Here is a 25381-nt window from a genome sequence, read left to right as displayed (position 1 = left end):
TCACGCACTTCCGGCCTGGTTTCGGGTCTTTGCGACTTCAGACAAGGCCATTCCCGGCCCTGCCTTCCCCTTTTTTGTTGCAATCAGCGTCGCAGTGTCTGTCAGACAATTCTTGGCATGTTACGCCAACTTTAGTGCGATTTACGCCAGACGATCGAACTCACGGCCCTCCTTTGGACGAAGTCTCCGCAGGCTCTTTTTAAGCAGAGGAATGCACGCCGGTTCGAGCGAACCGGGAGCGGTTCGCGCCGTTGCGATCTGCGTCTCAAGCAAGGGCTAGGAACGATCGCTGCCTGCCCCTCGCGGCCTGACAACGCGTCAGGTCCGGCTCGGCAATCCTAAACGTGATCGCGAGCCAGCAGGAAATCGGCGCAGCGTTCGGCGATCATGATGCATGGCGCATTGGTGTTGCCGCTGACCAGCGTCGGCATGATCGAGGCGTCCGCTATGCGAAGCCGTGGCACGCCGATCACCCGCAACCGGTTGTCGACAACGGCCATTTCGTCGATACCCATCTTGCAGGTGCCAGCCGGGTGATAGACCGTCTTTGCGAAGGCGCGTGCGTGCTGTTCGAGCTGCGCATCGCTTTTGTCACCATCGCCCGGCGCAAGCTCGCGAAAGCCGAGCGCCCGCATCGATGGCGCGCGAAGGATTTTTCGAGCGAGCTTCAGGCCGCGCACCAGGGTGTCGAGGTCTTCCAGCCGAGTGAGATTGTTGCCGACGAACATGATGGGGTCGTTGGCTTCCCGGCTGCGCAGCGAGACCTTGCCGCGCGAAGCCGGACGCAGGATGCACGGATTGATCGACACGCCGTGCCCGTCCATCGCTTCGCGAGTGGCATCTCCAACCAGCGCCGGGGTGACGTGGAACTGGACATCCGGCCTGCCGTGCCCGCTGGTGTCGACGAAACCGCCGGTCTCGACCACGTTGGACGTCAGAAGACCCGATCGCGCGAACAGATATTGCAGGCCGTTCGCGACAGCTCGCAGCCCCTTGTCCTGGCCCTTGAGCGAGATCGGCCGGTCGGTGATCCCGTAGACCGACGCGGTGATGTGGTCCTGGAAGTTTTCGCCCACGCCCGGCAGATGCCGCGTCGCCGGAATTCCGAGACCGGCCAGTTCCGCTTGCGGACCGATTCCCGACAGCATCAGCAGCTTCGGTGTCGCCAGCGCGCCGGCACACAGCACGACCTCCTCCCTCGCGCGCGCTTCTAGGACTTGCCCGGCCTTGCGGTAGCGGATGCCGACCGCGGCGCCGTTTTCGAGCACCACCCCTTCCGCCGCTGCTTCCACATGCAGCGTCAGCAGTTTCGAGTGACGGACAGCCTTCAGATAGGTAGCTGCCGTCGATCCGCGCCGGGCGGCGAAGGTGGTCGTCTGATAGAAACCGACACCAGCCTGCGCCGCGCCGTTGAAGTCGGGATTGTGAGGCAGGCCGACCTCCTGCGCGGCTCGCACGAAGGCCGAGCTGATCGGATGACGATAGCGTGGCTCCGACACTTTGAGCGGGCCGCCGACGCCGTGAAAGGCGTTGGAGAAAGTCTCGTTGTCCTCGCTGCGCCGGAAGATCGGCAGCACGTCCTCATAGCCCCAGCCGGCGCAGCCGAGATCGCGCCATGTATCGTAATCCTCGGCCTGCCCGCGAATGTAGATCATCGCGTTCACCGACGATCCGCCGCCCAGCGTACGTCCCTGCGGTACGGTCAGCACGCGACCGTTGGCGCCGGGTTCGGGCTCCGTCCGGTACATCCAGGTTCGCTTTGTGCCGAGCACGCGCACGAACGTCGCCGGGATATTTATGAAGGGCGTGTTGTCGCGCGGACCGGCCTCCAGAAGCAGGACATTTCTGCCGGCACTCACCAGGCGGTTGGCAAGCACGCAGCCGGAGGATCCGGCGCCGACGATGATGTAGTCGTAGGTCTGCAAACCAGTGCCCCTCAGGCGTGCCTGTCCGACGGCGTCCCGCATGGCCCGCAGTGTCGCAACCACTTGTCGAGCATGAGGCGTTCCTCTTCTAGTTCTCGGTCGGACGCGGCAGCACGGCCACGGCAGCGGCATATTCCAAGGCGATCGAGCGGACGATCTCGGCGGCCGGCAAGATGTCGCCGACAAGCCCGACGCTCTGGCCAGCTTCCAGCTTGCCCTGGTCGACATCGCCGTCGAAGGCAGCGGCCTTCAATGTGCTGGCGGCAAAGATCTCGCGGCGCGCTTCGTCGGCGACGCCGCTGTTTTCGGCCTCGTTCATCGCTTCGGCGAAGCGGTTCCTGAGCACGCGGATCATGCCGAGGCCGCGGCCGACGACGAGTGTGTCGGAGATCGAGGCGCCGAGGAGGCGCTGCCGGTAGGCGTCATGGAGCCTGGCCTCTCGCGAGAGCATGAAGCGGGTGCCGAATTGCGCGGCGCCGGCGCCGAGCGCGAGCGCGGCCGCCAGGCCGCGACCATCGGCAAAGCCGCCGCCGAGGACGAGCGGCATGTCGGGCACCGCCTTGGCGATCGCGCGGCCGAGCACCAGCGTCGACACGAGCTCCGGCGGCGGGTGGCCGCCCGCCTCGCCGCCGACCGCGATCAATCCGTCCACACCCGCGTCGGCGGCCTTCAGCGCATGCTCGGCGCCAGCCACCACATGCAGGCAAATGGTGCCGATCGCCTTGAAGCGCTCCAGATATTTCCTGGGCCCGCCCTGCGAGGCGATCAGCACCGGCACGCGTTTCTCGACCAGCAGATCGATGATCTCGTCCACGCCCTTGCGGTAAAGCGGCAGATTGACGGCAAAGGTCCGGTCGGTGCCGGCGCGAACCGCGTCGATGGCCCGTGCAAGGTCGTCGCGATACATGGGACCGGCCGCGATGACGCCGAGACCGCCGGCACGTGACACGGCGAGCGGCAAGGCCGCGTTCGACGACGCCCAGGACATGCCGGCCTGGATGATCGGCAGATCGATGCCGAGAAGCCGCGTGACTTGTGTGTCGATCCGCACGATGCCGCCTCAGAGGCCGAGCAGGCCACGCGCATGCGCGGCAAGCTGCTTCTTCTGGATCTTGGAACTGGCGGTCATGCCGATGGCCTCGAAGCTGTCGACGATCCAGACGTGACGTGGCACCTTGAAGCCGGCCATCTCGCCCTTTGCCCAGGCCTTGATGTCTTCGGGGGCCGCCGAATGACCCTCGTTGAGGATGACGAAGGCGGCGGGCACTTCGACCAACCGCTCCTCGGGCACGCCGACGACCGCGGCCTGCCTGATCGCCGGATGGCGGTGCAATGCGTTCTCCACGTCGGCCGGCGAGACATTCTCGCCACCGACACGGATGATCTCCTTGGCGCGGCCGAGAAAGGTCAGGCGCCCGCTGCGATCGAGCACGCCGAGGTCGCCGGTCGCCAGCCAGCCCTCGGGGTCGAGCGCTTCGGCGGTCTCCTTCGGCTTGTCGAAATAGCCGAGCATGACGTTCCAGCCGCGCACTAGGATCTCGCCGCTTTCGCCGGCCTCCGCGTCGCTGCCATCGGCGCGGCGGATGCGCACGCTGACGCCTGGCTCAAGCCGCATCGCGGCTGTGACCCGGATCTCCTCCGGTTCCCAGAAGCAGGATTGCGCGACGTTGGGAGATGCCTCCGAAAGCCCATAGCCAACCACGCATTCGCGGGCGCCGAGCTCGTCTATCACCCGCCGCACGATCGTCGGCGAGGCGGCCAGCCACGCGCCGCGCAGATGGAGCTTGCGCCGCGCCCTATCGGGATGGTTGAGCAGCATCAGAGCCATGGTGTCGTTGCCGGAAAAATGCGTGCAGCGCTCCGCCTCCATCTGCCTGAGCGCCTCTCCCGCCTCGAAGCGGTCCATGCTGACCAGCGTGGCGGCGTGCTGCAGCACCGACAAGATGGAAAGCGTCGTGCCGGCGACATGGAAGAATGGCCGGGCGCTGTGGAAGCGATCGGCTGGCCGCAACCCCATTCTGAAGCCCGAGAACCAGGCATTGGCAAGCATGTTGCAATGGGTCAGCACCACCCCCTTCGGAAAGGAGGTGGTGCCGGACGTGTACTGGATAAGCAGCGGATCGTTGGCGCTGCATGCCTCGATATCCGGGGCGCCGGTGGCACTTGCGGCCTCCACAGAACCCCATCCGACCGCGCCTTGCGGGACGTCATCACCGATCACGATGACCTTCGCCAGCGCCGGCATCACATCGTCGGGGAGCCGCCGATCGACAGCCGGACAGACCTCCCGCAACATGGCGATGAAATCGATTTTGAAGAGCTTGTCGCAGGTGATCAACGTGCTGACGCGCGACTGGCGCAACGCATAGGCCATTTCGCTTGCGACGAAGCGAGTGTTGATCGGCACGGTGACCGCGCCAAGCGAACCGAGGGCTAGAAAGATCGTCACCCAGCGCACGGAGTTGCCGAGGCAAAGGCCGACGCGGTCGCCCTTGCGTATGCCCTGGGCAGAAAGGCCGGCACTCACACATCCGACCTCTTTGGCCAAGGCACCCCAGGCGATGCGCCCGTCCGAGGCGACAATCGCCTCGACATCGGGAGCGGTTGCCTCCGTGCGGCGCAGCGCCTCTGCGATCGTGAGCGGAAAGAAGCCCGCGAGATCGAGCTCAGCCTTCGCCATTGCCCGCTCCAGCCTCGGTCTGTCGGATGAAGTTCCTGATGCCGTCGCGCCAGCCGCCGTCGGCAAGACAACGCTCGATCGCTGCGAGCTCGATGCGGATGCCGTTGCCGAGGTCCGTCTCGTGGCCAAGGTCTACAGCCTGTTTGGTCAGCGCGATCGCCAGCGGCGGGGCGGCCGCGATGCTTGCCGCAACCTCCTCGCCCGCCTTGGCCAGGTCCTCGTGCGGCACAACGCGCGCGACGAGGCCGCGCTGATAGGCCTCCTCGACCGGCATGATGCGGCCGGTGAACAGCAGCTCCTTGGCTCGCGCCTTGCCAATGACGCGTTGGAGGCGCTGTGTAGCGCCGACGGTTCCCCATTGCGGTTCGGGAAAACGGAAGGTGGTCTTCTCGGATGCAATGGCGAAGTCGCAGCTCATCAATATTTCACCCCCGGATCCGACCACTGGCCCTTGTGTAAGCGCCACCACCGGTTTGCCGCAGCGGGCGATCGCGTCATAGGCCGCGAATGAGGCCCTGCGGCGTTCCAGCACCCAGCGTTCGTCCTTGTCGACACGCTCCTTGAGATCGGCGCCGGCGCAGAAGACCGGGCCGGTCGAGGTCAGCAGCACCGCCCTTATGTCCTTGTCGCCATCCAGTTCCTCGAAATGACGGCGCAGGTCGAGACACATTTGCAGGTTCAGCGCGTTGCGCGCTTCCGGACGACTGAGGACGATATGGACGACAGGTCCATCGCGGCGGCAGATAACCGGTACTGGCACGCTCATGCTCAAATCACTCCTTCGGCTTTCAGCGCAGCAATCTCGCGGGCGTCAAGCCCGAGTTCCTCGGACAGTATCCGACCCGTGTCGGCGCCAAGCCGCGGCGGGCAGCCGATCTGTGGATCGTCGAATCCATCGAATCGCACGGGCGTCCGCAGGGCCGGGAAGCGCCCCGCGCTCGGATGCTCGAAGGCGCCAACGACGCCTCTTGCCGTCATATGAGGATCGTTCAGTATCTCGCGAACGGTGTTAACCTCTCCGGCGGGGATGCCGGCCGCCCGCAACTTTTCGGCCAGCTGCGCGCGTTCGTGCATGAGGATGGCGGCGCGAATTGCCGCCATGACGCGTTCACGCTGGGCGACACGTTCGGCGTTCTTGTCGAGCGCGCGATCCGCCGCGAGCTCGGAAAGCCCGAGCGCGGAGCAAAGCCCGGGCCAGTGCTGGTCGCTGCCGCTGATATGCAGCCAGCCGCCGTCGCGGCATTCAAACGCGGCGGAAGGAACGCGGCCCGGATGCTCCGTTCCGGCGCGCGCCACGTCTTCGTCCAGCGCAAACAATCTGGCGGCCGCGAGCGCCAGCAGGCTTGCCTGTACATCCATCATCGACAGGTCGACACGGCAGCCCTTGCCATGCCGCGCTTTGCCGACCAGGCCGCCCAGTATGGCAATGGCGACCCACAGACCCGAGCTCAGATCGGCAATCGGCACGCCGGCCTTGGCAGGAGGTCCGTCGGCATGGCCAGTCAGATGCATGACCCCGGAAAGGGCTTGGAAAACCGTGTCGTAGCCGGGGCGGTCCCGATAAGGCCCGGTTTGGCCAAAGCCGGTGCTCGATACATAGATCAGTCCGGGATTGAGGTTGGCGAGCTGATCATAGCCGAGGCCGAAGCGCTCCATCTCGCCAGGCAGAAAGTTCTCCACCACGACGTCGCAAGCAACCGCCAGCCGCCGCGCCAGATCCTGCCCCTTCGCCGATTTCAGGTTCAACGTCAGCGACCGCTTGGCCCTGTTGAAGGCGAAGAAATAGGCGCTCTCGCCGCCGGCCACGCGCGGCTCGAAACTGCGCGACTCGTCGCCGGTCCCCGGGCGCTCGATCTTCGTCACCTCGGCGCCCATCTCGGCCAGCATCTGCGTGGCCATCGGCCCCGCGAGCACCCGCGAGAAATCGAGGATGCGTATTCCCTCGAGCGGGCTCATGCTTCGTCATCCCTGAAGGCGCGCATCCTGGCGTTGACGTCGCGGCCTACCGCCATCGCCTCGTCATAGGGCAAGTCGGCGACCTGGTAGTAGAGCGACTTCACCGCCGCCATCGCGCGTGGATTGGCGGCCGCCCATTGTTCGGCAATCGCAACGGCCGCCTCGATTACTTGATCCGGCTCGACGACACGATTGGCCAGGCCGAGCTTGAGCGCCTCCTCGGCGCCGATCAGTCGACCGAGGCTAATCATCTCGAAAGCCGCCTTGCGTCCCAGCGAACGTTGCAGTCCGGTCATCACCAGCGCCGGCACGATCGAATGCTTCAGCTCGGGATAGCCGAACTTGAGGTCGGCGCCCGCCACCATCATGTCGCAGCCGATCGCAAGGCCCGCGCCGCCGCCAACGGCTGCGCCGCGCACTGCCGAGACGACCGGCTTCGACAGTTTCTGCAGCATCGCCTGGGTGCGGCAGGTGAGATCCGCCCGACGTTCCACCGCGTCCTGATTGGCCGGGGTGAGGTGTTTGAATTCCGACAGATCGGCGCCGGCACAGAAGCCGCGCCCGGCGCCCGTGAGCACGATGGCTCGCACATCGGCATCGCCATCGGCCGCCTCCAGGGCGTCATGCAAGGCCTGCGTCAACGCGGTGTCGAGTGCATTCAGCTTGTCCGGACGATTGAGCACGACGACGCGCACCGGACCTCGGCTTTCGATCGCCAGCAGCGGAGTTTCCATTGTCTGTCCCATGCCGAATTCCTAGCTGACAAATCCATAGCCGGCGCGGGCCACGCGGCTCTGTAGCGGCCGACCGAGCAGCTTTTCGCACAGCAGCGAGGCCTCGCTCAGACGATCCAGATCGAGGCCGGTTGCGATGCCTTCGGCCTCGAACAGGTTGACCAGGTCCTCGGTCGCGACATTGCCGGTATAGCCCTCACCGTATTGGATCTGCGCCGGATGACCGCCGACGCCACCCAGTGCGCTGTCGAACCAACGGCAGCCGGCCTCGTAGGCGGCCGCGCAATTTGCGAGCGCCGTGCCGCGCGTGTCGTGGAAATGCGCGATTGCCGTCACCTCCGGCATATCTTGGGCGATGCGCTTGAACAACGCGCGCACGGTTGACGGCGTGCCGTGACCGGTCGTGTCGCCCACCGTGACATGCCGTACGCCAACCGATGCGAAATGCGCGATGTCGGCGATCACCGCACCCTGATCGACACGTCCCTCGAACGGACATCCGAAAGCCATGGATACGACCCCAATGAGGCGAAAATGACCCCCGGCCAGCACGGCCATCTCGGTGACATTGCGCCATTGCTGCTCGCGTGTCGTGCGCAGATTGCGTTCGGTGTGCGCTTCGGTCGCCGAGACGAGCAGGCTCAACTCTTCCGCACCATAGCCGGCTCTGAAGTCCGCCAGCGCGCGCTCGACCGCTTTCCGGTTCGGACAAGTGGCCTTGAAATACACATACGGGCGCCGGCGAATGCCCCTCAGCACTTCGGAGGCATCGGCGAAAGCGGGGACCTGAGCAGGATGACTATAGCTGGTTGCTTCGATGCGAGAAAATCCGGCCTCGGCCACGGAGTCTATGATCCCGATCTTAGCCTGCGTGCCCATGGAGGTAGGCTCATGCTGCAGGCCATCGCGGGCAAAGCACTCACAGATCACGACCTCGCGGTTCATGAGCTATCTCACTCTCATTGGGACAATGACGTCAGCGTGCGGCCGAGCGTCTCGGCAAGCTGATCGGCATTCTCTCGCGAAAAGACCATCGGCGGTCTTATCTTGAGCAGGTTGCGCTGACGTCCGGTGATACCGACCAGCACACCGCGCTGCTTCAGATCCTCGATGATCGCGCGAGCCGTCTCGGGAGCTGCCGCGTAGCCATCCCGGTCCTTGACGATCTCGACGCCTACGAACAGGCCGGTGCCGCGGACGTCGCCTATGCGACTGTCGCGCGGCATCAAGGATTTCAGGTTGGCACGCAGATAGGCACCTACGTCCGACGCGTTCTGCTGCAGACCTTCGTCGCGCAGGACGTCGAGCACGGCGAGACCCGCAGCCGCCACGACCTGGTTGCCGCCGAACGTGTTGAAATAGCGCTCGTTCCTGAGAAAGCCTTCGACCAGCCGGCGACTGGTGGCGACGACCGCCAGAGGCAAGCCGTTGCCCATCGGCTTTCCCATGGTGACGATGTCGGGCGCAATCCCCGCATGCTGGAAGCCCCAGAAATGCGTCCCTGTACGGCCGAGGGCCGACTGCACCTCGTCGGCGACGACCAGAGCTCCGGCCTTGCGCACCTCCGTCATCGCCGACTCCAGATATCCGGCGGGCGTGTTGTAGAGCCCGTCGCTTGCAAAGACCGGGCAGAAAAACAGCGCCGCGGGTCTATGTCCTCGATTCGCAAGATCGCCGATGGCATGCCGATAGTGCGCGGCATACTCATCGGCCGTCTGCCGGAGGCCCGGATCGCTGGTTTCCCGGGATTCTGGCGCCGGCACGGCGGCGACCCAGCTCTGCCGACGTTCCGGCGGGATGGTCGATGTATCGAGCGCCCCGATGATCGTCGAGTTGCCGTGGAAGGCGGAACGCGTCGCGACGGCGCCATCCGCGCCGGTATTCGCCGCGGCGATGCGCCAGGCAAGCTCATTGGCCTCGGTGCCGGAGCAGACGAACATGCAAACCTCGAGCGGCTTCGGCAAGGTGGCGACCAGCCGCTCCGCATAGTCCACGATCAGATCGCTCGGGTAGCGGGTGTTGGAGTTGAAGATTGCAAGCTGGCGGCTTGCCGCCTCGACGACCCGCGGGTGGCAGTGCCCGACATGCGGAACATTGTTGTAGGCGTCGAGGTAGCGCTTCCCGTCGCTATCCGTCACCCACACGCCCTCGCCGCGAACCGGCAGAAACGGCGTTCTGTAGAATTCTTTGTAGACCGGGCCCAGGAAGCGGTCCCGGCGTTCCATGAGCACGTCATACATCCAACTGATCCTTATCTTAAATCCGTGTCAGAGCCGGGCAGCCTCGGCGAGGCAGTCGTGAGCTTTCCGCTCATCCAGCGCCTCGCAACGCGCAAGCGCTGCCCAGCCAAACTTGCTGATGTCGTTTCGATAGGAGGTGGTAGCGGCCGGGTTGGTCCTGCTGCGCCAGGCGACGATCAATTCTCGCATCGCCAGCCTCGACTGAACCAGGACCGGCAGGACGGCGATCTCCTCGTCCCGCAACGGCAGCGCCCTTGCATAGCCTGCGACGATCTCCGTCATGACCGACGATACGTCGTCTTCGCGATAGAGCTGGTGGGCGACTACAATGGCGATTTCCGCCACAAGGACGGTTCGGACCATGTCGCCGAAATCGATGAAGCCGGAAACGGTGCCATCGCGGCCGATCAGGATATTGTTCTGATTGAGGTCATTGTGGATGATCTGCCGGCGCAATGCGGGCATGCGCGGCGCGACGACTCTGGTGAACCGCTCGAAAACCCGTCCCGCCAGCGCTCTTTGACTGTCGTCCTCGACAAATCCAAGCTTGCCGCTGAGAGCGGAGAAGTGAACGAGATCCCAGATCAGCGACCGCTCCGCCGCCGGATGCGCGTAGTCGGCGAGCGCGACATCGAGCCTGGCGCTGAGCTCGCCGAGCTTCGTGCGCTGGGCGGACGTAGCTCGGTGACCGATCACCGGCTCGCCAGGCAAGAAGCTCAAGACACGCAGCAGGCAATTGCGACCATTCCGCTCGAGCGGGACAATCATGCGGCCATCCAGTGCAGGGATGACGCGAGGGACCGGCAGCAATGGATCCCGCGAGGCCAGATGGATCAGGCCCGCGTTCTGGAACGCGATCTCATCATAGGCATCTGCAGGGCCTGAAATTTTGGAAACGAAAGTACGACCGTCCGAAGCGTCGACCCTGAAATTCAAATCGCGTTCGCCGCTGATACGCGAAAGCGAGCCTTCGATGCCGAAGTGTTGGCGCAGTGCTGCAGCAAGATCACCGGCTTCGAAGTCCGGCAGTGGCACGGACAAGACCTTGTCGAGTGATGAGGCGGCAGCTTCCGTCATAATCTGTCCCTGCTTCGGCCTGCCACACGCAGCTCAAAGCAAACCCGCTCCATGCGATGCGATGGCGCGAACTCAGCGCACGCACGTCCGACCACTCGCCGGAGTGCAAATGTTCGAGCGCTTTGCCCGCCTATTATTGGTTGCTCTTGTGAACTATATCGTTCACATGGTCAACCATATTTTGAAAGCGAGCTATTCCTCGTCCAGTTGATCGAGGTCCGACTGGCTGGCCAATTGCTTGAGGTCGTGGAAGTAGTCCGAACTGGTGCGGATGACGCGCCGCATGAGTTCAATCAGCATCAGCCGCTCGGCATTGGTGAGCGAGGACAGCATCTGCTCGTTTCGATCGAAAGAGTCGTCGAGCACCTGTTCTGACAGCGCGAGACCTTCGGCGCTGAGACGCAACAGAATGCTGCGGCCATCTTCCGGGTTCGCGGTCTTCTGGATATAGCCCCTGTCGATCAGTCCCGACACAGTGCGACTCATCTGACTCTTGAGCAGGCCGCTGTGCTTGGCCAACTCCTGCAATGGCACAGTGCCCAGGTACTTCAAGACGGCCAGGGCACGCCACTCCCGGGTCGTCACACCGTATTTCGGCCGGATCGACAAGGTTGCGATGCGCGTCGACAGACCGGCCAGCCGCTGGAGCTCGAATGAAAACAAGTCCCGGATGTCCGGTGCAGGATCCTCCCCCAAGGATCGGTTCGCGCGAACGGCGCGATCCTGCCCGGCCGCTGATCTCGGAGCCCCCTCGCCTCGCGAATGGACGGAAGCCGCCCATCCCTGTTTTGATCTGTTCATGATTGGCCTTTACGAAGCTGGGGCGAGAGATCGACTTGGGTCGAAATTTAGTTGACAACGTAAACCAGATAGTTCATCTCATCAACCAGATTGCCACGACCCCGGCGTCTTGTCGATCTTGCGCACGCCAAGCCACAGAGAAGGGCCGGCGCGGCGGAACAGCTCAATCAAAAGGGAGAACACCATGCATTTGAGGCGATTTGCATTTGCGAGCCTGATTGGAACGGCCGTAATTTGCGCAGCGTCGAGCGCATTCGCAAACGATACGCTCACTGTCGCCGGCCTCGGCGGCAACCTGCAGAAGGATCTGAGTGCAACCTTATGGCAACCTGCCGCCGCGGGCGCCGGAGTGTCGATTTCGGAGGAGACGCAGGACGGTATCGCGGCCGTGCGTGTTCAGGTGCAGTCGGGCAGCCCGACTTGGGATGTCGTGCATCTCGGCGCCGACGAATGCGCCGTCGGCAGCAAGGAGGGCCTCTTCGAGCCGCTCGACTATAAGCTGGTCAAGGCGGACGGCTTCGACAAGAAGGCCTACGACAAGGATTGGATCGCGACCAATACCTATTCGGTCGTGCTTGCCTGGCGCACCGACGTCTACAAGGACAAGCATCCGACCAGCTGGAAGGATTTCTGGGACGTAAAGGCGTTTCCCGGCCGGCGCGCGCTCAGCGCCTATCCCCAGGAGATGATGGAAATCACGTTGCTCGGCGCCGGCGTGGCGAAGGATGCCCTCTACCCGCTGGATACGAAGCTTGCGCTCGAGCGGTTGAAGGAGATCAAGCCGAACATTGCCGTGTGGTGGTCGTCAGGCGCCCAGTCGGCGCAGATCCTCAAGGACAAGGAAGTCGACATGATGGCCATCTGGGGAAGCCGTGTCGCTTCGGTCATCAAGGATGGGGCGCCGGTGGAATTCACCTATGAGGACGGCCTTCTCGGCTATGGCTGCATGGCGATCCTCAAGGGCTCCAAGAATGTAGCCGCGGCGCAGAAGTTCATCGCCGGCGTGGTGTCGCCGGAGCTTCAGGCGCGCATTCCCCAGATGATGCCGTATTACGGGCCCTCCAACAGCCTGGCTTTCAAAGTCGGCAAGTTTTCACCCGAGGTGCTCGCGCAATCCAATATGTCGCCTGACAACGTCGCCAAGCAGACGCCGATCGACACGAACTGGTGGCGTGACAACAGTGAGTTGGTACGCGAAGACTATAGCCTCCTGATGTCCAACTAAGGGCTCTGGCAGGAGGGAGTGGCATGACGTCGGGCGCCGTATCCATACGAAATGTCTCGAAGGCATTTGGCGCGTTCAGGGCGCTCGACGACGTATCGCTGGATATCGAGCCCGGTGAATTCCTGACCTTGCTCGGGCCTTCCGGCTCGGGCAAGACGACGCTGCTCAACGTCATTGCCGGTTTCGAACGCCCGGACAGTGGCAGCCTGATGGTCGATGGCGTCGAGTTCATCACCAGGCCTCCCCACAAGCGCGACCTGGGCATGGTGTTCCAGAACTACGCGCTGTTTCCGCACATGGACGTTTTCAACAACGTCGCCTATCCGCTCAAGCTGCGCCGACGCGAGGTGACCGACATTCGTGAACGCGTCAAGCAAGCGCTCGACGTCGTGCAGATGGCGCATCTGTCCGCGCGCCGCATCACTGAATTGTCCGGCGGCCAGAAGCAGCGCGTCGCGCTCGCGCGCGCCATCGTCTTCGAGCCGAAGCTGCTCTTGATGGACGAGCCGCTTTCGGCTCTCGACAAGAACCTGCGCGAGCATATGCAGATCGAGTTGAAACGCCTTCACGACAGGCTCGGGATGACGACGGTCTACGTCACCCATGACCAGCAGGAAGCGTTGACAATGTCGAACCGCATCGCGGTGCTGCGCAACGGCAGGATCGTGCAACTCGACACGCCGACAAACATCTACGACCGACCCAATTGTCACTTCGTGGCGAGCTTCATGGGCGAGACGAGGATGCTGCCTGTCAGCAAGACCAGCAACGGATATGAATTGGCCGGACGCCGGCTGAAACTGGCGCAGCCGCCCTCCCCTTTAGACGAGCAATGGCTAATGATCAGGCCGGAGCGTCTCGGCTGGCAGGGCGACGACGAGCGCGACAACCGCATCGAAGGCCTGGTTGTCGATGTCGTCTATCGTGGCGACAGCCATTCCATTTCTCTGAAGCTGCCGGGCGACCATGAAATATCGATCCGGCGCGCGCCGACCGAGAGCAAGCCTCTGCCGGAGCCCGGGCAGACGCTTACTTTGTGGCTGAGGCCGGAAGCGAGCGTGCTGGTGCGGGAAACCTCCTCGTGAGCGTGGCAGCCTACGAAACCCCATCGCTCAACGTCGAGTTGCTTGGCGCCGATGAGCGCCGTCACGGGTTCGCAATGTTCGGGCTGTCCATGCCGGCCCTCCTGCTGGTTGCCCTTGTGCTGCTGGCTCCATTCTCCTGGCTGACCTGGCTGTCGCTTTTCAACGCTTCCGGCGCCCTGTCGTCCGAGAACTACGCTCGCCTCCTGCGGCCCGCTTACATCAACAGCTTTCTCAGCACGCTCGAAGTGTCCGCGCTGGTCACCGGTATATGCGTCTTGCTCGGCTATCCCGTTGCCTACCTGCTTTCGCAACTGTCGCAGCGCGCGGCGCAAATCCTGCTGGTGTTCATCATCCTGCCCTTCTGGACGTCCGTTCTGGTCAGGACATATGCCTGGCTCGTTCTCTTGCAGCGCGAGGGCATCATCAACACCTGGCTGAAGCAGCTTGGGTTGATCAGCGACTCCCTGCCGCTGGTGAACAACTTGACCGGCACCGTCATCGGCATGGTGCATGTCATGCTGCCCTTCCTGATACTGCCGCTCTATTCGTCGATGCGCGCCATCGATCCGGTCTATCTCAGGGCCGCGGCCAATTGCGGCGCATCGCCGGCGCAGGCGTTTCGCCAAGTTTTCCTGCCGCTGTCTGCGCCGGGCCTTGGCGCAGGCAGCGCCCTGACCTTCGTGCTCTGTCTCGGCTTCTACCTGACACCGGCGCTACTGGGCGGTGGCCGCGTCGCCATGTGGTCCACCCAGATCGCCGACGCGGTGTCAAAGTTCGCCAACTGGGGCGCGGCCAGCGCGCTGAGCGTGGCGCTGCTGGTGGTTACAGGCTTTATCCTGCTGCTGATGAGGTGGGGCGTGCAGCGTTTGGGATCATCGGTCGGAGAGCATTGATGCCGAGCCAGCCCGCCTCCTCCACCCAGATCACGCACGGGCAGCGCCTTTGGCTCTACGTGCTGGTGGCGCTGGTGATGGCCTTCCTCGTCATCCCTTGCCTGATCATCATCCCGCTGTCCTTCTCCGACTCCCAGTATCTGGAATTCCCGCCGCGCGGCTGGAGTCTGAGATGGTACGAAGCCTTCTTCACCTCCGATGAGTGGCTGCGCTCGGCTGTCGTTTCCCTCAAGGTCGCATCTTCGACGACGATCCTGGCGACAGTGCTCGGCACGCTTGCCAGCTACGGGCTCCACAAACGCTCAGGCAGCTTCAATGCCGTCGTGCGCGGCGCGCTGATCCTGCCGATGATGGTTCCGCTCATCTTCGTCGCCATCGGCGCCTTCTTCGTCTTCGCTCGACTCAACCTCAACAACACGCTGACGGGCCTCGTGCTGGCGCACACGACGCTGGCCATTCCATTTGTGATCATCGCCGTCGGCAATGGCCTGGCCAGCTTCGACGTCAACCAGGAACGAGCTGCGCGCAGCCTGGGCGCCTCGCCGTTGCGCGCATTCCTGACGGTGACCCTGCCGCAGATCCGGATCGCGGTCATCTCCGGCATGCTGTTCGCCTTTATCACCTCTTTCGATGAAGTCGTCGTCTCGCTCTTCATCTCCAGCGGCGCGACATCGACGCTGACCAAGCGCATGTTCGCCAACATCCGCGACCAGGTCGACCCGACTGTCGCGGCGATTTCCTCCATGCTGGTGGTTCTGTCGATCTTCGTTCTCATCGCTGCGCAATTTGTCCGCCGCGACGGTGTCAAAGCGACCAACGACCGTTGATCCAGCCGCGCCATTCCTGGGGATCCCAATGCTAGCCATCTTCGATGAGCGGCAACTGCTGCATCGCCCGTTGACCCGGATCGCCGGCGGCGAGTTGAGACCCAGTCCTGAACAGCCAGAAAGGATCGCGGCCCTGCTCTCTGGACTTGAAGAGGCTGGTATTGCTGTCCAACCTCCTCACGAGCATTCGTTCGAGATCATCGCGGCAATGCATGATCGCGATTACCTCACCTTCCTGCAAACCGGCTTCCAGGCGTGGCGGAAGCTGCCGGGCGTCGGTCCCGAACTCCGATCAAGCGTCCATCCCGGCCGCCACATGAGCCGCCTGCCCCGCGACCTGCTCGGCCGCGCCGGCTTTTATCAGGCGGACGCCAGTTGCGTGCTGGTGGAGGGAACCTGGGAGGCGGCCCGAGCGAGCGCCAACACCGCCGTCGATGCGATGACCAGGGTGCTGGAGGGAGAACGCTCCGCTTACGCGCTTTGCCGCCCGCCCGGACACCACGCCTATCGCGATCAGGCGGGCGGCTTCTGCTATTTGAACAACACAGCCATCGCGGCCAACCTGGCGGCCTCACAAGAAGCGCGGGTGGCAATCGTCGATGTCGACGTTCACCACGGCAACGGCACCCAGGCACTTTTTTACAACCGGCGCGACGTTCTGACGGTATCCGTGCACGGCGATCCAGCTCACCTCTACCCCTATTATGCCGGCTACGCCGACGAGATCGGAGCCAGTTACGGAGAAGGGTACAATCTAAATCTGCCGGTGCCTCTGATGAGCGGGACAGAAGCATATCTGGCGGCAGTTGCGAAAGCATGCGAGGCGGTTCGGCAGTTCTCGCCGGACGTCCTAATTATCGCCTTGGGACTAGACGCCTCCAAGGACGACCCCTTCGCCTGCATGGCCGTGGACGAACCCGGCTTCCGCCGGATGGGGGAAATCCTGGCCGCGCTGACGAGGCCGACGTTGATCGTTCAGGAGGGCGGCTACCCTTCGCCTATTCTCGGGAGCTCGCTTGCAGCGTTCCTGAATGGATTTGCCGGACGTTGAAACTGCGGGCTGGAACGCCCTGGCGGCATAGCGTCGGCCGGCTCAGCGAGGCTTGAAGTGTGGAGCCCGGCGATCGGCAAGCGCTGCTCAAACGCCGGCGGACGCAATCCCTCTCTCGTGCCGTTCACGCCATGCCGCGCCGGGCAACAGACTTGCGGCGCAGGATCTCGATGACCGCCATCAGACCGATCGAGATCGAGATCATCACCATCGCGGCGGCGATGACGACCGGCGTGAGCTCGTCGCGGATGCCCTCGAAGAGACGCACCGGCAGCGTCACCTGACCGGGGCCGGCGAGGAAGAGCACGATCACGACCTCGTCGAACGAGGCGACGAAGGCGAAAAGCGATCCCGCGACTATGGCCGGGCGAATTGCCGGCAGCATCACGCGTCGGTAGGCCATCCAGGGCGACGCGCCCAGGCTTTTGGCGGCACGGATCAACTGCATGTCGAAGTTCTGAAGCGCCGCGGTCGCGGAGATGACCACATAGGGCGTGCCGATGACGGTGTGGGCCAGGATCATGCCGGTAATCGTGCCGGCGAGACCGAGGCCGGATAGGAACAGATAAAGGCCGACCGCCATGATGATGACCGGCATGACCAGCGGCGCGATGAGGAAGCCGTTGACGATGCTGCGGGCCCGCGGACCAAGCCCGTTCATGGCGATGGCTGCCGACAGGCCAAGCACGGTGGACAGTGCCGCTGCCCCGACCCCGACGACCGCGCTGTTCTTGAGCGCGAGCAGCCATTTGTAGTTGGTGAGCAGTTCCTCGTACCAACGCAGCGACAGTCCGGGCATAGGATAGGAGAGGAACGAGCCTGAACTGAAGGAAAGCGGCAGCACGGCCGCGATCGGCACCAACAGGAACAGGAAGACCAGCACGGTTACCACGCTTGCCAGCGTGCGCCAGATATCGGGCCTCGGCTTGTGCATTGACGAACCGGACATCGCGCTTAGGCCTTCACCACGATTTGGGATTTGCGGCCGAGCAGGCCGTATAGGCCGACCAGCACCAGGACGCATGTCGTCAGCAGGATCGCCAGTGCGGAGGCCAGGCCCCAGTTCACCGTCTGCTTCGTGTAGAAGGCGATGAAGTAGCTCAGCATCTGGTCCTGGCTGCCGCCGACGAGCAGCGGGGTGATGTAGTAGCCGACGACAATGACATAGGAGAGCAGGCAGCCGGACCATATGCCGGGCCACACCAGCGGCAGATACACCTTGTAGAAGGTGCGCGGCCCGCTGGCGCCGAGGCTATAGGCCGCGCGCGTATAGTCCTTAGAGATGCCGACCATGACGCTGTAGATCGGCAGGATCATGAACGGCAGCATGACATGCACGAAGGCGATGTAGACGCCGATGCGGTTGAAGATCAGGTGGACCGGCTGGTTGACGATGCCGCTCCACAACAGCAGCGAGTTGATGATGCCGTTGTCCTGCAACAGCACCACCCAGGCGCTGGTGCGTACCAGCAGCGACGTCCAGAAGGGCAGCAGCACCAGCAGCAGCAGCAGGCCGCGCCAGCGAAGCGAAGCGGCTGAAATCCTGAAGGCGACCGGAAAGGCAAGCACAAGGCAGATCGCCGTCACCACAGCCGATATCCATAGCGAGCGGGCCAGCACGTCGACGAAGGTGGCTTCCTCCGGCTTAACCCGGCCGATGCCGCCACCGTCCTTCTGCTCGAGATCCAGGGCCTTCAGGACGTAGTAAGGCGTGACAGCTGGGGCAGCCCGCCGCATCGCCGTCCAGAAGGTCCGGTCCTGCCATTTGGCGTCGATCGCCACCAGTTGCTGGCGCGGCGGCTGGGTCGAGTCCTTCTGCAAGGCGGACGCCGTCTTGATAAGCAGGCTGCGGTAGCTGGGGATTTCGTAGTTGAGGCGGCGCCCGGCATTGGCGACGTCGCGGCGGTCGGCGACGCGCAGATCGGCCACCAGCGCGTTGTAGACCGCGTCCGGTGGCTCGCCGAAACCATCCCATGCGAGCACCGCCGCGGCAGTCTGCGGCAAGGTATCGCGTACTTCCGGGCTGTAGACGCCCTTGGCCAGCAGCGAAAGAATCGGCCAGACGAAGATAAAGGCCATGAACAGCAGGCAAGGCAGCAGGAGCCCGTGGCGCATCAGCGGCCGACAGACCCTTATCAGGACTGCCCAGCCGCTTCGGCTATAATCCGCGGGAATCGATATGCTGGCCATGCTCGGGTTTTGCTCGCTCGACTATCGCTGCAGACGGCCGGCGTCCCCGGCTTGGCGAACCGCGCCGGGGACGGCCTTTTTCATTTCGAGGCCCAGGCGTTGAACCTTTCGGTCAGCGCTTCCAGATTGTCGTTCCAGAAATTGCTGTCGGTGGGAACCGCTTCCTTGAGATTGTCGCCCACCGGCATGATTGCGATGCGCTCCGGCGACAGCAGCGCCGACGCCTTCAGGTTGACCGGCGCCACCGGCTGGATCTTGGAGAACTCCGCCTGCGCCTCGGGCGAGGTCGCGTAGCTCAAGAAGGCATAAGCGGCATCCTTCTTCTTGGTGCCGCTGACGATGGCCCAATAGTCGACGGAATAGAGCGAGCCCGGCCAGCCGAATTTGATGGCGGCGCCTTCGGCCTGCGCCTCCAGGATGCGGCCGACAAAGGTTGTGGACATGGCCACACCACCGTTGGCGAGCCATTCGGGCGGCTGCGCGCCGGCCTCCCACCACTGGATATCGGCCTTGATCTCATCCAGCTTCTTGAAGGCGCGATCGACGCCCTCCGGTGTGGACAGGACCTTGTATACGTCGGCGGGAGCGACGCCGTCGGCAAGCAACGCTCCCTCGAGATTGTTCTGCGGCTCCCGTTTCATGCCGCGCTTGCCGGGAAATTTCTTCAGGTCCCAGAAATCGTTCCAGCTCTTCGGCTGGTCGCCGGTAAGCTTGGTGTTGTAGGCGATGACCATGCCCCAGCCGATGGCGCCGATGCCGCATTTGGTGATGCCGGGATCCTTGAAGTCGGCCGCCGAGGAGAGCTTGCTCGTGTCGAGTTCCTCGATAAGGCCCTGGGCGCAGGCGTTGAACATTTCAGGCGCGCCCATCTGGATGACGTCCCAGGTGGTGTTGCCGGACTCGATCATCGCCTGGATCTGGCCAAGCCCGCCGGTGTAGACGGCATCGAGCACGGCGCCGCCCGATTTCGCCGTATACGGGTCGAAAATCGACTTGCGCTGCTTCTCGGTATAGGTGCCGCCCCAGGTGGCGACGGTGACGTCCTCGGCGAAGGCATGGCCTATGCCGGCGCCCAGGACCAGAGCGGCCAGCAGACCGCCTATGAGCCTCGATTTCTTCATTTCCTGTTCCCCTTCTCGTTTTCATTTGAGGTTGATATCCGGCCGCCTTCGCAGTCAGCCATGGTCGAGGGCGCGGCAGTCGCGTGCTGCCCAGCCGATCTTGATGCGGTCGCCCGGCGAACCCATGCCGACACCGGCACTGTTCGGGATCTTGACGATGAAGCCGGGCTGCGAGCACAGCGTCGCCGACATGCGCAGATGGTCGCCATGGAAGACGACCTCGTCGATGGTCGCCTCGAAGCAGTTCTCCGCATTCGCGGCGGCAGCGCCGATGACGACGCGCTCGGGCCGGATCGACAGCGTGGTCCGCTCCCCCGCTGCCGAGACGTTGATTGCGGCAGCGCGGATGCTCTGCTCGCCGCCCACGTCGATCGTGCAATTGTCGCCGTCGATTGTCCGCACGATGCCGTTCAGCCGGTTGTTCTCACCGATGAAGCGGGCGACGAAGCTGTTGACCGGCTCTTCGTAGATCTGCTTCGGCGGGCCCAGTTGCTCGATCTTGCCGCCATTGAACACCGCTACGCGGCTGGACATGGTCAGCGCCTCGGTCTGGTCGTGGGTCACGTAGACCACAGTGACGCCAAGCCGCTGCTGGATGTGCATGATTTCGTACTGCATCTCCTCGCGAAGCTGCTTGTCGAGCGCGCCGAGAGGCTCGTCCATCAGCACCAGGGACGGCTCGAACACCAGTGCGCGGGCAAGGGCCACACGCTGCTGCTGGCCACCGGACAACTGACCCGGAAGACGCCCGCCGAGGCTGTCCAGGCGTATCATCGCCAAGGCCTTGGCCACCCGTTCGGCCGTTTCGGACTTGCCAATGCCGCGGGCCTGGAGCGGGAACGCGATGTTCTCCGCGATCGTCATATGCGGGAACAGGGCATAGCTCTGGAAAACCATGCCGATGTTGCGCTTTTGCGGCGGCATCGAGCCTATTGACGCGCCGTCGAGCAGAATATCGCCCGCCGACAGGTTTTCGAAACCGGCCAGCATCATCAGGCACGTCGTCTTGCCGGAACCAGACGGTCCAAGCAGGGTGATGAACTCGCCGCGCTCGATGCCAAGGTTGAGGTCGCGCACGACATTCACGCTGCCGTAGCTCTTCTGGACCCCCGCGAACTCGACAAATCTACTCCGCTGGACGGCACCGCCGCGGGCATGCACCACTCTTACGCCTCCCTTTCCGAAGTCACGCAGTCCTCGCCGGTTGGCGGCACCTTTGCCGATGCCCCTGGGGAGCAACCTGCTCTGCCATAGCGTCCGACGAACCATCGGGACCAAGGCACGATCTCCCCTGACGGGTCATTACAATCCAGCCGAGACCCTTTCTAAGATCGCTTTGATCGTATTGTCAAGAGAAACAGAGTATCTCATAACAAGACGTATAGCGACGCAGGCGCGACACCGTCTTTCGACGATTTTGCATCTCAATCTGTTCCGCTTGAGAAAACCGTGTTCCCGACTATGATACAGAAATTCATCAGTCGACAAGCCGACTCCTCCAGGCGCCAGTCCGAACGATCCCTGAAACGAAAGGTAGAACGTGACCCAATCCAACGATCAGAGGCTTGGCGTGAAATCCGTCCACCTGGCGTTCGAAGTGCTCGAGGCTGTCGCTTTCGAGCCCGGCGAGATCGGCGTCAGCGAACTCGCCAACAAGCTGCAGACAACGAAGGGGACGGTATTTCGCCACCTGCAGACGCTGGTGGATCGGGGCTATCTCATCCAGAACGCGTCGACCCAGCGCTACCGGGTTGGAGCGCGGACCTACCTGATCGGCCGGGCGGCTGCCGAACGCGTTGACATCATAGCCGGCTCGCAGGATGCGATGCGATCGCTTCGCGACGAAACCGGCGAGACGGTGGTGATTTCCAGCCTCAGCAATCGCGGCAACATTGTCCTGAACACCTTGATCGGCAAGTCGTCGCTTGAAATCGGCGTCAGGGTGGGTAGCGTGCTCGAACCGCACGCGACCGCCCAGGGCAAGGCGGTTCTCGCATTCGACACCCAGGGCCTTGCCAAGCAATTGCGGCGCAGGGGCCTTGCCGGGCTGACGCCTCACACCGTGACGGACATCGACGAGCTCGAGCGCCAGTTGGAAGCTGTTCGCATGCGCGGCTATGCAACCGCTGCGGAAGAAATGCTGCTCGGCATCAGCGCGCTCGCCGCGCCGGTCATGGACGGCTCCGGCAAGACAGTGGGCTCGATCGCAATCGTCGGGTCGATCCAGAACATCGGCCGCCAGCCGACGCCCGGGCAGATCGAGGCGGTGCTGCGGGCGGCACAAAGAGTTTCGTGGAATCTGGGCTATGTCGGCCACCTCCCCTTCGAGGTGCGCAGCGGACGCGTTCCGGCGAAGAAAGCGATGGGCTAGCGAAACGCCGCTGCACCGTTTATATTCCGAATTAAGAAACAGCGTTTTGTATTACGTTCCAAATGAATTGACGGAACGCAAGATCGCGGCTAGTGTTCCGCTCGGTCATCGGCGGCGCCGTGCGCCGCCATTCCTGTACACCCGAAAGGAACCGGCGAGGTTTCCGGCCGCTTCTGCGGGCGGACCCGGCTGTTCACGGGCGACGTCACCTCGAGCGGAATGGATCGCATGTCGGAAAATCTCTTCATCAACGGAAAATGGTCCGCGGGCTCCGGCACTCGCCGGGGACATGTCCTCAACCCAGCCACGGGTGAGTCCATCGGAGAGATCGCCTTTGCCGAGACGGCGGATCTCGACGCGGCGTTGGCCGCCGCTCAGCAGGGCTTTCAGGGTTGGAGCCGAGTTTCCGCGTACGAACGCGCAAACATCCTGCGGCGGGCCGCGAACCTGACCAGGGAGCGCGCCGACGCCATCGCCCATGCCATCACACGCGAGCAGGGCAAGCCGTTGTCGGAAGCGCTGATGGAGGCGCGCGGCGCCGGAGATCACATCGATTGGTATGCCGAAGAAGGACGCCGCGCTTACGGCCGCGTCATCCCAGCGCGCGCGCCGAGCACATTGCAGATGGTGCTGCCGGAGCCGGTCGGGCCGGTGGCCGCATTCTCGCCTTGGAACTTTCCGATCGGACAGAGCGTGCGCAAGATCGCCGGCGCCCTGGCGGCCGGCTGTTCGATCATCGCGAAGGCGCCCGAAGAGACCCCGAGCTGCGTCATCGAACTGGTGAAGTGCTTCGAGGAAGCTGGCGTTCCGGCCGGCGCGCTCAACCTTGTCTTCGGCGTTCCCGCCGAGATATCGCAGCACCTGATCGCGTCGAGGGTCATCCGCAAAGTTTCCTTCACCGGCTCCGTGCCGGTCGGCCGCCACCTTAGCGAACTGTCGGCGCGCCATCTTAAGCGCACGACCATGGAGTTGGGCGGCCATGCCCCCTTTATCGTCTGCGACGATGCCGATCCGGCTGCCGTGAGCGCAACCGGCGTCGCGCTCAAGTTCCGCAACGCCGGGCAGGTCTGCGCCGCGCCGACCCGCTTCCTAGTGCAGGACGGCGTCTTCGACGCCTTTGTCGATGCCTTCGTCGCTGGCGCTGGCAAGCTGAAGGTCGGCGACGGAGCGAATGAGGGGACCCAGATGGGGCCGCTCGCCCATGAACGCCGGCTCGACGCGATGGCCGGTCTCGTTCGCGATGCGGTCGAGGCGGGTGGCGAGCTTCGCCTGGGCGGCAAACGCATCGGCAACGAGGGCTTCTTCTTCGAGCCTACTGTGCTCACCAACGTACCGCTCTCAGCCCGGATCATGAACGACGAGCCGTTCGGTCCGATCGCGATCGTCAATCGCTTCTCTGAGGTCGACGACGCCATTGCCGAGTCCAACCGACTGCCGTTCGGCCTTGCCGCCTTCGCCTTCTCGCGGCGGGTCGACCGCACCGACCGGCTGATGCGCGGCATCGAGGCCGGAATGGTCTCGATCAATCATTTCGGGCTCGCCGCGCCGGAGACGCCGTTCGGTGGCATCAAGGAGTCCGGTCATGGCAGCGAGGGCGGATCGGAAGGCATCCAGGCCTATCTGACGCCAAAGTTCGTCAGCCAGTTGAATGCCTGAGGGCGCATGAGCCGCGCATCGAGACCTCTATGGGTCTGGCCTAGCCGAAAAAGGTTGCAGCAGCATCTTGTTTCATATTAAGTGACACTGTTTTGTAATGCTGAACAGAGTACGATGACAAACCTCCTGCGCGACCGTGACATTGCCACCCATCTGCACCCGCAGACGAACTTCCGGCGGCATGAGGAATTCGGGCCGCTGATCATCCAGCAGGGCGATGGCGTAAGGGTCCAGGATACCGACGGCCGTTGGTATATCGAGGGTGTGTCGGGGCTGTGGTGCGCGTCGCTCGGCTTCTCGAACCGGCGGCTCGCAGATGCCGCGCATCGACAGCTCCTGACCATGCCGTACCAGCAGACCTTCGCGCATCGCTCGACGCCGCCGGTCATCGAACTGGCCAGCCGCCTGATAGACAAGGCGCCCTCGCCTATGTCGAAGGTGATCTTCCAAACGTCGGGCTCGGAAGCCGTCGATACGGCGATCAAGCTCTGCTGGTATTACCATGCGGCCAAGGGCAACGACCGGCGCCGTAAAATTCTGTCCCGGCAGGGCAGCTATCACGGCAGCACGATCGCCTCGGCCAGCTTGACCGGGCTGCCCAACATGCACCGTGGTTTCGGCCTGCCGATCGACACCTTCGTCCATGTTTCACGGCCTCACCACTGGCGCGGCGGCTTCGCCGGAGAGAGCGAGCGGGATTTCGCGGCCCGCCTCGTGGCCGAAATCGAAGCGACGATCGAACGCGAAGGCGCCGACACGATCGCGGCCTTCTTCGCTGAACCGGTCATGGGTACCGGCGGCGTCGTCGTGCCGCCAGCGGGTTATTTCGAGCTCCTCCAGCCCGTTCTGGCGAAGCATGACATCCTGCTGGTCGCCGACGAAGTGATCTGCGGCTTCGGCCGTACCGGCAACTACTGGGGCTCCCAGACCGTCGGCATGAAGCCTGATATGCTCACTTGCGCCAAGGGCCTCTCGGCTTCCTATTTCCCGATCTCCGCTTTGATGCTGAGCGATCGGATCTACCAGGTGCTGGCCGACCGCACCGCCGAGTTCGGCGGTTTCGGCCACGGCTACACTTACGGCGGTCATCCGGTCGGCGCGGCGGTCGCGCTGGAAACGCTGGCCATCTATGACGAGATCGACATTGTCGGCCTGGTCCGCGCCCGCCAGGGGCAGTTGCAGGACGGCTTGCGACGCTTCGCCGACCATCCGCTGGTGGGTGAGGTCCGAGGCGTCGGGCTGATGGGCGCGCTGGAATTTGTCGCCGACAAGACCGGCAAGACGCCGTTTGAGAAACCTGGCAGGCTTGGCGCCAGGATTGCCGCCGATCTCCAGGCACAGGGCGTCCTGCTTCGCGCGCTTGGCGACACGCTTGTCGTCGCCCCGCCGCTTGTCGTCAGCGAGGAAGAACTCGCGCAGGTGCTGGACGCGCTGGAATCGACGCTGGCCCGCATTGCCGAGCCGGAGCAGGCGCAATGATGGCCGGGCCGACGGACAGACGGGCGATGGACGGCGGCCGGGCCCGCTCTTTCGCTTCGCGCCGGACGAG

General features: G+C 63.7%; 23 protein-coding genes. 8 read left to right on the top strand and 15 right to left on the bottom strand.

All coding sequences use genetic code 11. From position 1 onward, the window contains the following. Nucleotides 1–338: 338 nt before the first annotated feature. From AC4FWB_RS16825 to AC4FWB_RS16775, 11 genes are all read right to left on the bottom strand, one after another. Nucleotides 339–1967, bottom strand: a complete 1629-nt coding sequence (locus AC4FWB_RS16825) for a GMC family oxidoreductase (RefSeq protein WP_491027356.1) — start codon at nt 1965–1967, stop codon at nt 339–341. 46 nt (nt 1968–2013) lie between these two features. Continuing rightward, nucleotides 2014–2976 carry an NAD(P)H-dependent flavin oxidoreductase gene (locus AC4FWB_RS16820; protein WP_491027355.1) on the bottom strand — a complete coding sequence of 321 codons (963 nt, stop codon included), beginning with the start codon at nt 2974–2976 and terminating at the stop codon, nt 2014–2016. Nucleotides 2977–2985: 9 nt separating this feature from the next. Continuing rightward, a complete protein-coding gene (locus tag AC4FWB_RS16815) occupies nt 2986–4605 on the bottom strand; it encodes an AMP-binding protein (protein WP_491027354.1) in 1620 nt (539 codons plus the stop codon). Then, on the bottom strand, nt 4592–5371 hold the full coding sequence (locus AC4FWB_RS16810) for an enoyl-CoA hydratase/isomerase family protein (protein ID WP_491027352.1): 780 nt from the start codon (nt 5369–5371) through the stop codon (nt 4592–4594). Before AC4FWB_RS16810 ends, AC4FWB_RS16815 begins: the two co-directional genes overlap by 14 nt. 2 nt (nt 5372–5373) lie before the next feature. Then, nucleotides 5374–6561: a CaiB/BaiF CoA transferase family protein gene (locus AC4FWB_RS16805; protein WP_491027351.1), complete on the bottom strand. Its 1188-nt coding sequence runs from the start codon at nt 6559–6561 to the stop codon at nt 5374–5376. After that, nucleotides 6558–7307 (bottom strand): enoyl-CoA hydratase/isomerase family protein, encoded by a 750-nt coding sequence (locus AC4FWB_RS16800; protein WP_491027349.1) that lies wholly within the window; start codon nt 7305–7307, stop codon nt 6558–6560. Before AC4FWB_RS16800 ends, AC4FWB_RS16805 begins: the two co-directional genes overlap by 4 nt. A gap of 9 nt (nt 7308–7316) precedes the next feature. Further along, nucleotides 7317–8240, bottom strand: a complete 924-nt coding sequence (locus AC4FWB_RS16795) for a hydroxymethylglutaryl-CoA lyase (protein WP_491027348.1) — start codon at nt 8238–8240, stop codon at nt 7317–7319. A 14-nt stretch (nt 8241–8254) separates the two neighbouring features. Further along, nucleotides 8255–9535, bottom strand: coding sequence for an aspartate aminotransferase family protein (locus AC4FWB_RS16790; protein ID WP_491027347.1), 1281 nt, complete (start codon nt 9533–9535; stop codon nt 8255–8257). Nucleotides 9536–9562: 27 nt separating this feature from the next. Continuing rightward, nucleotides 9563–10612 (bottom strand): phosphotransferase, encoded by a 1050-nt coding sequence (locus AC4FWB_RS16785; protein ID WP_491027345.1) that lies wholly within the window; start codon nt 10610–10612, stop codon nt 9563–9565. A 192-nt stretch (nt 10613–10804) separates the two neighbouring features. Next, entirely contained in the window at nt 10805–11275 is a 471-nt protein-coding gene (locus AC4FWB_RS16780) for a MarR family winged helix-turn-helix transcriptional regulator (protein ID WP_491027343.1), read from the bottom strand. A gap of 219 nt (nt 11276–11494) precedes the next feature. Beyond that, nucleotides 11495–11686: a hypothetical protein gene (locus AC4FWB_RS16775; RefSeq protein WP_491027342.1), complete on the bottom strand. Its 192-nt coding sequence runs from the start codon at nt 11684–11686 to the stop codon at nt 11495–11497. Nucleotides 11687–11762: 76 nt separating this feature from the next. Here AC4FWB_RS16775 and AC4FWB_RS16770 point away from each other — a divergent pair, with 76 nt between their 5' ends. From AC4FWB_RS16770 to AC4FWB_RS16750, 5 genes are read left to right on the top strand one after another with little or no spacing between them, the layout of a single operon-like run. Further along, nucleotides 11763–12638: an ABC transporter substrate-binding protein gene (locus AC4FWB_RS16770; protein WP_491027341.1), complete on the top strand. Its 876-nt coding sequence runs from the start codon at nt 11763–11765 to the stop codon at nt 12636–12638. A gap of 23 nt (nt 12639–12661) precedes the next feature. Further along, entirely contained in the window at nt 12662–13723 is a 1062-nt protein-coding gene (locus tag AC4FWB_RS16765; protein ID WP_491027340.1) for an ABC transporter ATP-binding protein, read from the top strand. Beyond that, entirely contained in the window at nt 13720–14616 is an 897-nt protein-coding gene (locus AC4FWB_RS16760) for an ABC transporter permease (protein WP_491027339.1), read from the top strand. The genes AC4FWB_RS16765 and AC4FWB_RS16760 overlap by 4 nt, the downstream gene beginning before the upstream one ends. Beyond that, a complete protein-coding gene (locus tag AC4FWB_RS16755; RefSeq protein WP_491027337.1) occupies nt 14616–15443 on the top strand; it encodes an ABC transporter permease in 828 nt (275 codons plus the stop codon). The genes AC4FWB_RS16760 and AC4FWB_RS16755 overlap by 1 nt, the downstream gene beginning before the upstream one ends. 28 nt (nt 15444–15471) lie before the next feature. Then, a complete protein-coding gene (locus AC4FWB_RS16750) occupies nt 15472–16494 on the top strand; it encodes a histone deacetylase family protein (protein WP_491027336.1) in 1023 nt (340 codons plus the stop codon). Nucleotides 16495–16618: 124 nt separating this feature from the next. On the opposite strand, the gene AC4FWB_RS16745 is transcribed toward AC4FWB_RS16750, so the two are convergent. The 4 genes from AC4FWB_RS16745 to AC4FWB_RS16730 form a co-directional block, all read right to left on the bottom strand. After that, nucleotides 16619–17443 carry an ABC transporter permease gene (locus AC4FWB_RS16745; protein WP_491027335.1) on the bottom strand — a complete coding sequence of 275 codons (825 nt, stop codon included), beginning with the start codon at nt 17441–17443 and terminating at the stop codon, nt 16619–16621. Nucleotides 17444–17448: 5 nt separating this feature from the next. Then, nucleotides 17449–18609, bottom strand: a complete 1161-nt coding sequence (locus AC4FWB_RS16740) for an ABC transporter permease (protein WP_491027334.1) — start codon at nt 18607–18609, stop codon at nt 17449–17451. A 155-nt stretch (nt 18610–18764) separates the two neighbouring features. Beyond that, nucleotides 18765–19805, bottom strand: coding sequence for an ABC transporter substrate-binding protein (locus AC4FWB_RS16735; RefSeq protein WP_491027333.1), 1041 nt, complete (start codon nt 19803–19805; stop codon nt 18765–18767). Between the two features lie 54 nt (nt 19806–19859). Continuing rightward, entirely contained in the window at nt 19860–20969 is a 1110-nt protein-coding gene (locus AC4FWB_RS16730) for an ABC transporter ATP-binding protein (RefSeq protein ID WP_491027332.1), read from the bottom strand. Between the two features lie 406 nt (nt 20970–21375). Here AC4FWB_RS16730 and AC4FWB_RS16725 point away from each other — a divergent pair, with 406 nt between their 5' ends. The 3 genes from AC4FWB_RS16725 (at nt 21376) to AC4FWB_RS16715 (ending at nt 25311) form a co-directional block, all read left to right on the top strand. Continuing rightward, nucleotides 21376–22176, top strand: a complete 801-nt coding sequence (locus AC4FWB_RS16725; RefSeq protein ID WP_491027331.1) for an IclR family transcriptional regulator — start codon at nt 21376–21378, stop codon at nt 22174–22176. A 228-nt stretch (nt 22177–22404) separates the two neighbouring features. After that, nucleotides 22405–23832, top strand: coding sequence for an NAD-dependent succinate-semialdehyde dehydrogenase (locus AC4FWB_RS16720; protein WP_491027330.1), 1428 nt, complete (start codon nt 22405–22407; stop codon nt 23830–23832). Nucleotides 23833–23946: 114 nt separating this feature from the next. After that, nucleotides 23947–25311: an aminotransferase gene (locus AC4FWB_RS16715; RefSeq protein WP_491027328.1), complete on the top strand. Its 1365-nt coding sequence runs from the start codon at nt 23947–23949 to the stop codon at nt 25309–25311. Nucleotides 25312–25381: the final 70 nt, after the last annotated feature.

The sequence above is a fragment of the Mesorhizobium sp. LEGMi-168a genome, assembly GCF_058312955.1.
The sequence above is the reverse complement of the archived record's forward strand: the minus strand, read 5'-3'. Positions and strand labels throughout refer to the sequence as shown.

Bases quoted from the DNA above. Each gene is read 5' to 3' on its own strand.
- AC4FWB_RS16800 (WP_491027349.1), bottom strand. From the start codon at position 7,307: ATGGGACAGACAATGGAAACTCCGCTGCTGGCGATCGAAAGCCGAGGT.
- AC4FWB_RS16745 (WP_491027335.1), bottom strand. From the start codon at position 17,443: ATGTCCGGTTCGTCAATGCACAAGCCGAGGCCCGATATCTGGCGCACG.
- AC4FWB_RS16720 (WP_491027330.1), top strand. From the start codon at position 22,405: ATGTCGGAAAATCTCTTCATCAACGGAAAATGGTCCGCGGGCTCCGGC.
- AC4FWB_RS16715 (WP_491027328.1), top strand. From the start codon at position 23,947: ATGACAAACCTCCTGCGCGACCGTGACATTGCCACCCATCTGCACCCG.
- AC4FWB_RS16785 (WP_491027345.1), bottom strand. From the start codon at position 10,612: ATGACGGAAGCTGCCGCCTCATCACTCGACAAGGTCTTGTCCGTGCCA.
- AC4FWB_RS16765 (WP_491027340.1), top strand. From the start codon at position 12,662: ATGACGTCGGGCGCCGTATCCATACGAAATGTCTCGAAGGCATTTGGC.
- AC4FWB_RS16750 (WP_491027336.1), top strand. From the start codon at position 15,472: ATGCTAGCCATCTTCGATGAGCGGCAACTGCTGCATCGCCCGTTGACC.
- AC4FWB_RS16825 (WP_491027356.1), bottom strand. From the start codon at position 1,967: ATGCGGGACGCCGTCGGACAGGCACGCCTGAGGGGCACTGGTTTGCAG.
- AC4FWB_RS16735 (WP_491027333.1), bottom strand. From the start codon at position 19,805: ATGAAGAAATCGAGGCTCATAGGCGGTCTGCTGGCCGCTCTGGTCCTG.
- AC4FWB_RS16755 (WP_491027337.1), top strand. From the start codon at position 14,616: ATGCCGAGCCAGCCCGCCTCCTCCACCCAGATCACGCACGGGCAGCGC.
- AC4FWB_RS16790 (WP_491027347.1), bottom strand. From the start codon at position 9,535: ATGTATGACGTGCTCATGGAACGCCGGGACCGCTTCCTGGGCCCGGTC.
- AC4FWB_RS16815 (WP_491027354.1), bottom strand. From the start codon at position 4,605: ATGGCGAAGGCTGAGCTCGATCTCGCGGGCTTCTTTCCGCTCACGATC.
- AC4FWB_RS16795 (WP_491027348.1), bottom strand. From the start codon at position 8,240: ATGAACCGCGAGGTCGTGATCTGTGAGTGCTTTGCCCGCGATGGCCTG.
- AC4FWB_RS16740 (WP_491027334.1), bottom strand. From the start codon at position 18,609: ATGCGCCACGGGCTCCTGCTGCCTTGCCTGCTGTTCATGGCCTTTATC.
- AC4FWB_RS16805 (WP_491027351.1), bottom strand. From the start codon at position 6,561: ATGAGCCCGCTCGAGGGAATACGCATCCTCGATTTCTCGCGGGTGCTC.
- AC4FWB_RS16810 (WP_491027352.1), bottom strand. From the start codon at position 5,371: ATGAGCGTGCCAGTACCGGTTATCTGCCGCCGCGATGGACCTGTCGTC.